The organism is Streptomyces sp. NRRL B-24572, from assembly GCF_002156145.1.
In the GTDB taxonomy this organism is placed as follows: Bacteria; Actinomycetota; Actinomycetes; order Streptomycetales; family Streptomycetaceae; genus Streptomyces; species Streptomyces vietnamensis.
In genome coordinates this window covers 1-9,710 of sequence record NZ_MWIG01000438.1, presented here as the reverse complement: position 1 = coordinate 9,710, position 9,710 = coordinate 1, and the positions used below count along the sequence as shown (strand labels likewise).

The 9,710-nt window shown below is 73.9% G+C and carries 11 protein-coding genes; 2 read left to right on the top strand and 9 right to left on the bottom strand.

The window, feature by feature from the left end:
• Window positions 1-745, top strand: a 745-nt coding sequence (locus tag CCN56_RS25230; RefSeq protein WP_107484223.1) for a lysophospholipid acyltransferase family protein, incomplete at its 5' end; no start/stop codon positions are given.
• Here the strand turns inward: CCN56_RS25230 and egtD are convergent.
• From egtD to CCN56_RS25205, 5 genes are all read right to left on the bottom strand, one after another.
• Window positions 640-1,605 carry an L-histidine N(alpha)-methyltransferase gene (egtD, locus tag CCN56_RS25225; RefSeq protein ID WP_086830255.1) on the bottom strand — a complete coding sequence of 322 codons (966 nt, stop codon included), beginning with the start codon at window positions 1,603-1,605 and terminating at the stop codon, window positions 640-642. The two genes, CCN56_RS25230 and egtD, sit on opposite strands and share 106 nt — an antisense overlap.
• Window positions 1,602-2,354: an ergothioneine biosynthesis protein EgtC gene (gene egtC, locus CCN56_RS25220; protein ID WP_086830253.1), complete on the bottom strand. Its 753-nt coding sequence runs from the start codon at window positions 2,352-2,354 to the stop codon at window positions 1,602-1,604. The genes egtD and egtC overlap by 4 nt, the downstream gene beginning before the upstream one ends.
• Window positions 2,354-3,673: an ergothioneine biosynthesis protein EgtB gene (egtB, locus tag CCN56_RS25215; protein WP_086830251.1), complete on the bottom strand. Its 1,320-nt coding sequence runs from the start codon at window positions 3,671-3,673 to the stop codon at window positions 2,354-2,356. The genes egtC and egtB overlap by 1 nt, the downstream gene beginning before the upstream one ends.
• A complete protein-coding gene (gene egtA, locus CCN56_RS25210; protein WP_086830250.1) occupies window positions 3,670-4,929 on the bottom strand; it encodes an ergothioneine biosynthesis glutamate--cysteine ligase EgtA in 1,260 nt (419 codons plus the stop codon). The genes egtB and egtA overlap by 4 nt, the downstream gene beginning before the upstream one ends.
• Window positions 4,930-5,205: 276 nt before the next feature.
• Entirely contained in the window at window positions 5,206-5,634 is a 429-nt protein-coding gene (locus CCN56_RS25205) for a type II toxin-antitoxin system PemK/MazF family toxin (RefSeq protein ID WP_086830248.1), read from the bottom strand.
• 126 nt (window positions 5,635-5,760) lie between these two features.
• On the opposite strand from CCN56_RS25205, the gene CCN56_RS43410 reads away from it, so the two are divergent.
• Window positions 5,761-5,934: a hypothetical protein gene (locus CCN56_RS43410; RefSeq protein WP_167352222.1), complete on the top strand. Its 174-nt coding sequence runs from the start codon at window positions 5,761-5,763 to the stop codon at window positions 5,932-5,934.
• A 61-nt stretch (window positions 5,935-5,995) separates the two neighbouring features.
• On the opposite strand, the gene CCN56_RS25200 is transcribed toward CCN56_RS43410, so the two are convergent.
• The 4 genes from CCN56_RS25200 to CCN56_RS25185 all read right to left on the bottom strand — a co-directional run.
• Window positions 5,996-7,408 (bottom strand): flotillin family protein, encoded by a 1,413-nt coding sequence (locus CCN56_RS25200; RefSeq protein WP_086830247.1) that lies wholly within the window; start codon window positions 7,406-7,408, stop codon window positions 5,996-5,998.
• A gap of 84 nt (window positions 7,409-7,492) precedes the next feature.
• Entirely contained in the window at window positions 7,493-7,723 is a 231-nt protein-coding gene (locus CCN56_RS25195) for a hypothetical protein (protein ID WP_041132542.1), read from the bottom strand.
• A gap of 14 nt (window positions 7,724-7,737) precedes the next feature.
• Window positions 7,738-8,445 carry an alpha/beta fold hydrolase gene (locus CCN56_RS25190; protein ID WP_086830245.1) on the bottom strand — a complete coding sequence of 236 codons (708 nt, stop codon included), beginning with the start codon at window positions 8,443-8,445 and terminating at the stop codon, window positions 7,738-7,740.
• A 172-nt stretch (window positions 8,446-8,617) separates the two neighbouring features.
• The coding region (locus CCN56_RS25185; protein ID WP_107484222.1) for an MFS transporter at window positions 8,618-9,710 on the bottom strand (1,093 nt) is incomplete at its 5' end.

Sequence of the window (9,710 nt, the reverse complement as noted above, 5' to 3'; positions counted from 1 at the left end):
CGGGCTGCTCCCGGCGGCCGCCCGCCTCGCCCTCGCCCGGAGCTGGGTGCGGGCGGTGGTCCGCGCCTTCGGCGTGCGCGTGCGGTACGAGGGGACGGCCGCCGCGCTCGACGGCCCGCTCCTCGTCGTCGCCAACCACGTCTCCTGGCTGGACATCCCCCTCGTCGCGGCCGTGCTGCCCGGCCGGATGGTGGCCAAGGCGGAGGTCCGCCGCTGGCCCGTCCTCGGCACGCTCGCCGCCCTCGGCGGCACCCTCTTCATCGACCGCGACCGGCTCAGGGCCCTGCCCGGCGCCGTGCGGGCGATGTCCGGGGTGCTCGCCGGCGGGGGCCGGGTGGTCGTCTTCCCCGAGGGGTCGACCTGGTGCGGACGGGGCGGGGGGCGCTTCCGCCCGGCCGCTTTCCAGGCCGCCCTGGACGCCGGGTGCGCCGTGCTGCCGGTACGGATCGACTACCGGCCCACCGGAGCCGCCGCGTACGTCGGGGACGATCCGCTCGGCGCGTCCTTGTGGCGGGTCGTCAGCGCGCGGCGGATGGTGGCCGATATTCGAATAATGGATCCGATATCCAGTATTCGGTATCCAGACCGCCGGGCCCTGGCCGCCGCGGCCCAGCAGGCCGTCTCCCGGCGGGGCGCCCCTCAGCGAGCCGTCGCCAAGGACAGCGCGAACCTGCCCTCGCCGTCCGTCCACCAGCGGGCCAGTTCGAGGCCCGCCGCCGCCAGCTCCTCCCGTACACCCGCCTGACGGAACTTCGCCGACACCTCCGTCCGCATCTCCTCGCCCGCCGCGAACGGCACCACGAGATCCAGCTCCGGGATCTTCACGGTCAGCGCGCGGCGGGCGCGCAGCCGCATCTCGATCCACTCCCGCTCGGCATCCCAGACGGCCACGTGGTCGAAGGCGGCCGGATCGGCGTCCGCGCCCAGCTCGCGGTCGATCACGGACAGCACGTTCTTGTTGAACTCGGCCGTCACCCCGGCCGCGTCGTCGTAGGCGGCCACGAGCGTCGCCTCGTCCTTCACCAGGTCCGTGCCGAGCAGCAGCGCGTCTCCCGGCGTGAGCATCGCACGGACCGAGCGCAGGAAGGTCCGCCGCTCGGCGGGGAGCAGATTGCCGATCGTGCCCCCGAGGAAGGCCACCAGACGCGGCCCCGGCGTCCCCGGCAGCGCGAGCCCGCGCGTGAAGTCGGCGACGAGCGCGTGCACCCACAGGTCCGGACGGTCCGCGAGCAGCGACTCGGCCGCCCCGACCAGCGCGGACTCGCTCACGTCCACGGGCACGTACGCGGCCAGGTCCGGCAGCAGCGCGTCGATCAGGAACCGGGTCTTCTCGGATGAGCCGGAACCCAGCTCCACCAGCGTCCGGGCCCCGGTCGCGGCGGCGATCTCCGGCGCCCGAGCGGCCAGGATCTCCCGCTCCGCGCGCGTGGGGTAGTACTCGGGCAGCCGGGTGATCTCCTCGAAGAGCTCGCTGCCCCGGGCGTCGTAGAACCACTTGGGCGGCAGCTCCTTGGGGGAGCGGGTCAGACCGTGGAGGACGTCGGCGCGGAGATCGGCGCCGGCGGCGTCCTCGGCGAGGGTGCGGGTCAGCTGGAACGGGCTCACGCGGACGGCTCCTTGAGCGGGGTGAGGGTGACGTCGGCGCGGTCGGCGGTGACGAGCGTGTGCTCGGGCACCTCCCGCCAGCGCGGATCGTCGTCGTACGGTTCGGAGGCCACGGCCACCCGGCCGGGGCCGGGCAGGTACCAGAGGCTGTTCCGCCAGGCGGTCGCGGCGATCAGGTCGCCGTCGGTGAGCAGCAGGTTCAGCCGGGACCCGGGGGCCGCGGCCGCGACCTCCCTGACGGTGTCGGCGAGGGCCGCCCCCGGCGCGTCCCCCGCCCGCAGCCGGTGCAGCACGAGCGCCCAGAGCAGCGCCGAGTCGCTGCGCGCCTCCAGACGCAGCAGCTCCCCGGCCGGCAACGCCCCGGCGAGCGCGGTGAGGGAGTCCGGCCAGCCCCCGACCGCGCCGTTGTGGCTGAACAGCCAGGGCCCGGCGGTGAACGGCGCCGCCGCGGCCTCCCCGTCGGCGCCGGGGAGCGTGGCTCCCCGGACCGCCCCGAGGAACGCCCCGGCGCGCACCACCCGGGCGAGGTCGGCGAAGGACAGGTCGCCCCAGATCGGGCCGGCCCGCCGGTAGCGCGCCGGCACCGGATCCCCCTCGGCGTACCAGCCCACGCCGAAGCCGTCGGCGTTCACCACGCCGCTGTCCTGCGTACGGGGCTCCCAGGACTGGCGGAGGAGGGCGTGCGGCGGCCGGACCAGCAGCTCTCCGAGCGCCACCGGTCCGCCCACGTAAGCGAGATGACGGCACATCAGTCGAGCTCCGCACTGCGCGCCGTCCGGAAGCCGGAGAAGATCTGGCGCCGCACCGGCAGGTCCCAGTTGCGGAAGGTGCCCCGGCAGGCCACCGGGTCCACCGCGAACGAACCGCCCCGCAGCACCTTGTACTCCGGACCGAAGAACACCTCCGAGTACTCCTTGTACGGGAAGGCCGTGAACCCCGGGTACGGCAGGAAGTCGCTCGCCGTCCACTCCCACACGTCACCGATCAGCTGCCGTACGCCGAGGGGCGAGGCGCCCGCCGGATAGCTGCCGGCCGCAGCGGGCCGCAGGTGCCGCTGCCCGAGGTTCGCGTGCTCGGGACCCGGATCGGCGTCGCCCCACGGGTAGCGGCGGGAACGCCCGGTGGCCGGGTCGTGCCGGGCTGCCTTCTCCCACTCCGCCTCGGTCGGGAGCCGGCGCCCCGCCCAGCGGGCGTAGGCGTCCGCCTCGTACCAGCTGACGTGCAGGACCGGCTCCTCCTCGGGCACCGGCTCCGTCACCCCGAACCGGCGGCGCAGCCACTGCCCGCCGTCCCGGCGCCAGAACAGCGGGGCCGCGATGTCGTGCTCCCTGATCTGCGCCCAGCCCTCGGGCCGCCACCAACGGCGGTCCGTGTAGCCGCCGTCGGCCATGAAGGCGAGGTAGGCGCCGTTCGTGACGGGGACGGTGTCGATGTGGAAGGCGGGGACGACACGGTGGTGCGCCGGCCGTTCGTTGTCCAGGGCCCAGGGCTCGTCCGAGGTCCCCATGGTGAACGGACCGCCGGGGACGAGGACTTCGGCGGGCAGCGGACCCGACCGCAGGGCCGGCGGCGGGGGAGCGGTCAGGACGGCCGGCCCCTTCCGCAGCTGATGGGTGATCAGCATCGTCTCGTCGTGCTGCTGTTCGTGCTGGGCGATCATCCCGAAGGCGAAGCCCGCGTCGAGCAGCGGCCGCCCCTCCAGCGGGGTGTTCTCCAGGATGTCGAGCACCCGGGTCCGTACGTCGCCGGCATAGGCCCGTGCCTCGCCGGGCGAGAGCAGCGGCAGCGACGGGCGGGCGGCGCGCGGGTGCTGGAAGGCGTCGTACAGGGAGTCGATCTCGGGCCGCAGCGCCTCGCGCCCCGCGACGGCCCGCCACAGCCACTGCTCCTCCTGGTTGCCGACGTGCGCCAGGTCCCAGACCAGCGGGGACATCAACGGCGAGTGCTGCGCGGTGAGTTCGCCGTCCTCCACGCAGGAGGTGAGGAGCGCGGTGCGGTCCCGCGCGGTGGTGAGGGCGTCGAGGGCCCGCCGCCGCATGGACTCCTGATCGTCGGGGACCCCGCTCATGACGTCACCACCTGGAGGTTGTCGGCCGGGCAGCTCCCGGGGATCACGTACCGCTCGTGGAAGGCGGCGACCGCCCGCCGCACCCCCTCGCTCGCCCCGATCCGGGGCAGCGCGTCGAGCGCGGCGGAGAAGACCGCGCGGGCGGCGGCGTGCAGCTCGGCATCGGCGAGACCGTCACGGGCCGCCGCCAGCCACAGCGGATTGCGCGGCGCGGGACCCTGGCCCGCCCGCTCCGCGAGGGGCTTCACCGCCCGGTACACGCTCTCCGCAGCCTCCGGATCGTCGAAGACGGCCGTCGTCACCGCCACCGGCACCATCCAGCCGTCCGCGCCGGGCTGTGCGTCCATCATCCGCAGCTCCAGGTGCCCGCGCGGCCGCACCGGCGGGAACAGGGTCGTCATGTGATACCGCAGGTCGTCGACGTCGGCCGGCCGGGGGAGGCCCGTCCGCAGCCACTCCCGGAACGTCAGCCCCTCCGGCACCGCCCACGGCCCCTCCTCGGCCCGTACGCACATCACCGGGGTGTCCAGGACGTGCGCCGCCCACTCCGCGCGCGGCTCCCCGTCCGGCGACGGCGCGAGCGCCCGCCGCGGGTCCAGATCCGCCCACAGCGCCTGCCGGGTCGAGCGCCACCCCGTCCGGCGCCCGCCGTGCACGGGGGAGTTGGCGAAAGCGGCCACGAGGACCGCGCCGAGCAGATGGGCGAGCTGCCAGCGCCGGTGGTAACCGAGCGGACCCGGCTCCTCGAAGCCGGCGTCGAGGCAGATCTGCACCGAGGCCGAATCGCACATCATCGCCCGCCCGGCGGGCCCGGTCCGGTCGAGCACGGTCTCCATCGCGTCGTACCGCGGCTCATGGAGCACCCGGCCGCGCGGCGCGTGCCAGGGGTCCACCCCGTATCCGCTGAGGGTCAGGCCGAGCGGTCCGAGCGCCGCCCGCACCGCGTCCAGATCGGCGGCGAGCGAGTCCAGGCACTCCATGAGGGAGCCGGCCGGGCGCGAGCTGAGCTCCAGCTGCCCGCCTGGTTCGAACGTGAGGGCCGACACCAGAGGCAGGGCCCGTACGGTGTCCAGCGCGGCCGCGAGCCTCGGCGGCCGCACCGGAAGACGGGGGTCGCGCAGCTCGTGCACGAGCCACTCCAGCTCCACCCCCACCGTGCGGGGCGGACCCGTCTTGAAGCAGATACATCGCAGCAGGTCCTCCGCCTCCGCCTCGGTGAGAGGGGGGCCGCCACGCGGTATGCCGCTGGGCGACATCCGTGCACCTCCTGGTCCTCGGGTGAACCGCTGCTTCCACCTAAAGCCACCACGGGGCGGCGTGCAAGAGCGCCTCGGACGGCACGCATGCGCCCCCTGTGCACCTGCTTGTCCTGATTCCCCCGCAGCCCCGGAAACCTCCGTTGTGGGCATGCGTTCCGCCGGGGTGGCGCCCGCCCCGTCGTGCCCATCCGTCCCGCCCGGCGCGGGCGCGGGCCCACACGGAGGGCGGCGGGACGCCGCCCAGCGCGGGCGCGGGCCCCGCACGGGGTGCGTTCAGGACCAGCCGTAGCGCTCCACGAGCCGCTCCACCACCCGGTCGAACCGAGGCCGGTCCAGGGCGCAGGCCTCGCGCCGCATCCCCGACTCGCGCACCCGCAGCACCCGGTCCAGGTCCACCCAGGACTCGCGCCGCTCGCTGTCCCAGGACCCCGTCCCGATCGCCACCCACTCCTTGTCGTGGTCGTGGCGCTTGCTGGACAGCTGGACGGCGAGCAGGGTGCCGGACTCCTCCCGTGCCACCACGAGCACCGGCCGGTCCTTGCCCCTGCCGTCGTTCTCCTCGAAGGGCACCCAGGTCCAGACGATCTCCCCGGGGTCGGGCGCGCCGTCGCGGTCCGGCGCGTAGGAGGTGCGGACGGGGCCGATGAGGTGCGGATCGGCCTCGGTCGTGGAGTGGGGAGCGGACCGGGGGTACGTCGTCATGGGGTCACGGTAGGGCCTTCCGGCCGGCCCCGTACGCGACCCGCTCTGACGTGCGGGTCTTCCACCCCCGTGCCAGGCTGGGGGCATACGGACCACCGTCCGACACCCGTCACGGGAGGCACGATCGTGGGCAAGAAACAGACCCGGACGAACCGGGGAGCCCGTACCGGCGGCCATGAGCACCGCACCGAAGCGGCCGCGAAGGAGAAGAGCGCGCCGACCCCCACGAGAGACGTGGCACCGACGTCCCTCGTCGAGCACGCGTCCCACCGCAAGGAACGCAAGTTCGGGCACAACTGAGGCCGAGCGGAACGCACGGAAGGGCCCGGTGCCGGGACGGCACCGGGCCCTTCGTACGCGGTCACTGCCCGTCGCCCACCGGGATCTCCACGCTCTCCTCGGTCCGCGGCGTCGGCAGAACCGCCCCGCTCAGCTTCTCCTGCGCCGCCGGGCTCATCGTGGCCAGGAGCTGCCGGGCCAGGCCCAGACCCGTCCCGCCCATGGTCAGCGCCTTCGCGAAGACGTCCGCCATGCCGTCGGCGCCGTTGAGCAGCACCATCTGGTCGACGTTCCCGAAGGCGGAGGCGCCCGCGGAGACGATCTCCGGCCACTTCTCGGCCAGCTGCTGGGCGACCACGGCCTCCTGGTTCTCCGCGAGCGCCGCCGCCCGCGCCTTGATCGCCTCGGCCTCCGCCAGGCCCTTCGCGCGCGTGGCCTCGGCGACCGCGAGGCCCTTGGCGTGCTGCGCCGCCGCCTCGGCCTCACCGGTGAGCCGGGTCGCCGTCGCCTTGGCCGCGCTCGCGAGCTCCGTCTCCTTCGCCTCGGCCTCGGCGGCCGAGATCCGGGCGTCGCGCTCGGCCGCCGCCAGCGTCCGGGTCTCGTACGCCATGGCGTCGGCCGGCTTGCGGACCTCCGCCTGGAGCTGCTGCTCCTTGCGGAGGCCCTCCAGCTCGGCGACCCGGGTCTCCTGGACGACGACCTCCTGGCGCGAGGCCGCGTCGGCGAGCGGGCCGGCCTGCCGGGCCCGGGCGGAGGCCTGGTCCCGCTCGGCCTGGTAGCCCGCCTGGAGGATCTCGCTGTCGCGGGTCGCCTCCGACATGCGCGCCGCGGCCTGCTGCTCGGCCTCGGTCGCCCGCCGGTTCGCCTCCGCCTGGGCGATCCGCGCGTCCCGCTGGACGGCGGCCGCGTGCGGGGCGGCCAGGTTCTTGATGTACCCGGTCGGGTCCTCGATCTCGTGGATCTGCAGCGAGTCGACGATCAGGCCGAGCTTCTCCATCTCCGTGCCACAGGCCGAACGGGCCTGCCCGGTCAGCTTCTCCCGGTCACGGATCATGTCCTCGACCGTCAACCCGCCGACGATGGCGCGGAGATGACCGGCGAAGACGATGTGCACCCGCTCGCTCATCAGCTTCTGCTGGTCGAGGAAGCGGCGGGCCGCGTTGGCGATCGACACGAAGTCGTCACCGACCTTGAAGATCACCACGCCGCGGACCTTCAGCGGAATGCCCTGGTGGGTGACGCACTCCACCGACAGCTGCGTCTCGTTGAGGTCCAGCGACAGCTTCCGCACCGCCTGGACGCCGGGGAGCACGAGGGTCCCGCGACCGGTGACGATGCGGAACCCCATGCCGTCGCCGAGGCCCTCCATCTTGTGGTTGGAACCGGAGATGATGAGCGCCTCGTTGGGTTCCGCGACGCGCCACATCAGTTTGAACACACCGATCAGAACGACGAGCGCGCCGACGACGACGCCCGCCAGAATGCCGATGCCCATTGGACTAGGTCCCCCTTCACCGGAGCCGAGCGGATCCGGTGAAGGGAGTGTGCGCCCCTGACGGGCGCACACTCAACGGTTCGGTCAACTGTCGTACGCGGCTGTGACATAGACGGTGCGCGGAGGGAGATGTTCCATGACCATCACCACCGTCCCGACCTCGATCCGCTCCTTCGGCGAGGCGGGATACGCGAGGAAGTGCTCGGCGCCGCCGCGGATCCGGACGATCACCTCGCCGACGAGGCCGGGACCGACGGTGCCGGTCACACGGCCGAGCAGTCCCACCATCGCACTGTCCATCGACGCTTCGTCCATGCCTGAACGGTACGTCAGATCCAGCCGTCCAGGGCGGACATGAACCCGTCGAAGTCGTCCCGGTGGATCGTGTGCCCCGCCCCCTTCACCCTACGGAGCTCGAACCCGCGGCCCGCAAGCATCCGGGCGTCCTCCGGCCGCACCAGTGTGCTCGGATCGGCGAGGGTCACGAGCGAGGGCACCACGGGCCGGAGCGGCCACAGGTCGGCGCCCACGAAGGGCGTGAGGCCGTGGGCGCTCCGCTCGTCCCAGTCCCGTACCGACGCCATCTCGATGTCGACGTCCTCGTCCGGCCAGTGCGGGTTGAACCCCCTGATCTGTTCCCGGGTCATCCTCTTGCCCCGGACGAAGAGCTCGGCCCGGTAGCCGCAGGGGCCGGCCGCCAGGTGCCAGGCCGGGTCGGAGTACACCGCGCGGGCCGGGGCCAGGCGCTCCACCGCCTGCGCGAGGACGAGCCCGCCGAGCGAGTGCCCGATCGCCAGCTCCGCGCCGGCGGGCAGGGATGCGACGAGGTCGTCGGCGTGGTCCTCCGGGCGGTACGCCTCCGGGCCCGCGGCCCGCTCGCTCGCCCCGTGCCCCCGCAGGTCCACGGCGATCACCCGGTAGCCGCGCTCCGCGAGCGCCGGTCCGACCCGGCGCCAGGTGCGGTGGTCGGCCATGATGCCGTGGACGAGCAGGGCGGTCCGGTCGCCGGATCCCCACGTGGTGGTGTGCAGGCGCACGGTGCCGCCTTTCCTGCGGTACTGGGCGGGCGCCGGCGGGGGCCGGCGCCCGCTGTGGACGGTGTTCGGCGTGCGCCGACGCGGGTCGGTGCACGGCCGCGGACGGGCTGCGGCGTGCGCCGACGCGGGCCGGTGAACGTCACGGATCGACCGCGGCGGGCACCGACCGGGGTCAGCGCACGTTGCGGATGGGGCGCACGGCCAGCGCGCCGAGTACCGACAGTACGGCCGCGACCAGGAAGAGCGCCGTGTATCCGCCACTCGCCGACACGACGAGCGAGGCCACGAAGGGGGCGACGATCTGCGGTCCCGCGTTGGCGACGTTGAGGACGCCCATGTCCCGGGCCGCGTCCTCGGCCTTGGGCAGCACCATGGTCACCAGGGCGGTGTCGACGGCCATGTAGCAGCCGAAGCCGAGGCCGTTGACGACGGAGAAGGCCAGCATCGCGGTCCAGCTCGCCGAGACGGCCGGGATGAGCAGCGCGACGGCGGCCAGCACGGCGGAGGCGCCGACGAAGAGCTTGCGGCGGTCGAAGCGGTCCGAGAGCCAGCCGCCGAGGACGGTGGAGACCACCATGGCGACCGAGTTGACCGGCATGAGGATCGCCACGGCCTCCTCGGCGCCGAGGCCGGCGGGCAGGTCGGTGTGGTCCTTGAGGATGTACAGCTGGAAGCCGCTCACCGCGAAGTAGCCGAGGATGAGCAGGGCGCGGCCGATGAAGGCCCAGCGGAAGTCGTGGTTCTTCAGGGCGCTGCCGAAGGCCGCGATCTGCTGCCTGACCGGCAGCGGCGCCTTCGGGGGCATGCGCTCCTCACGGGCGCAGGTGGTGAACAGGACGGCGGTGGCGGCGACGATCGCGCCGAAGACGAGGTAGCCGGTGCGGTAGTGCTCGGAGAAGGCCGCGCCGACGAGGGCGCCGATCGTGGAGCCGATGGGGAGGCCGAGACCGACGGCGGCCGAGGCCTTGCCGCGCGCGGCGAGCGGGACCCGGTCGGGGACCACGGAGGTGATGGCCGCCTGGTAGATGTTCATGACGGCCTGGCCCAGACACCAGGCGATGGTGACCAGAAGGATCGTGTGGACGCTGCCGAGGAGCAGCATCACGGGGAGGGCGAGCAGTCCGCCGGCGAGGATCCACGGGTTGCGGCGGCCCGAGCGGTCCGAGAGGGCGCCCGCGACCGGGTTGAAGACGGTGGCGAAGATCGCGGATATGCCGGAGACGAGGCCGAAGTTCGCCACCTTGCCGGCGGGGTCGATGTCCTCG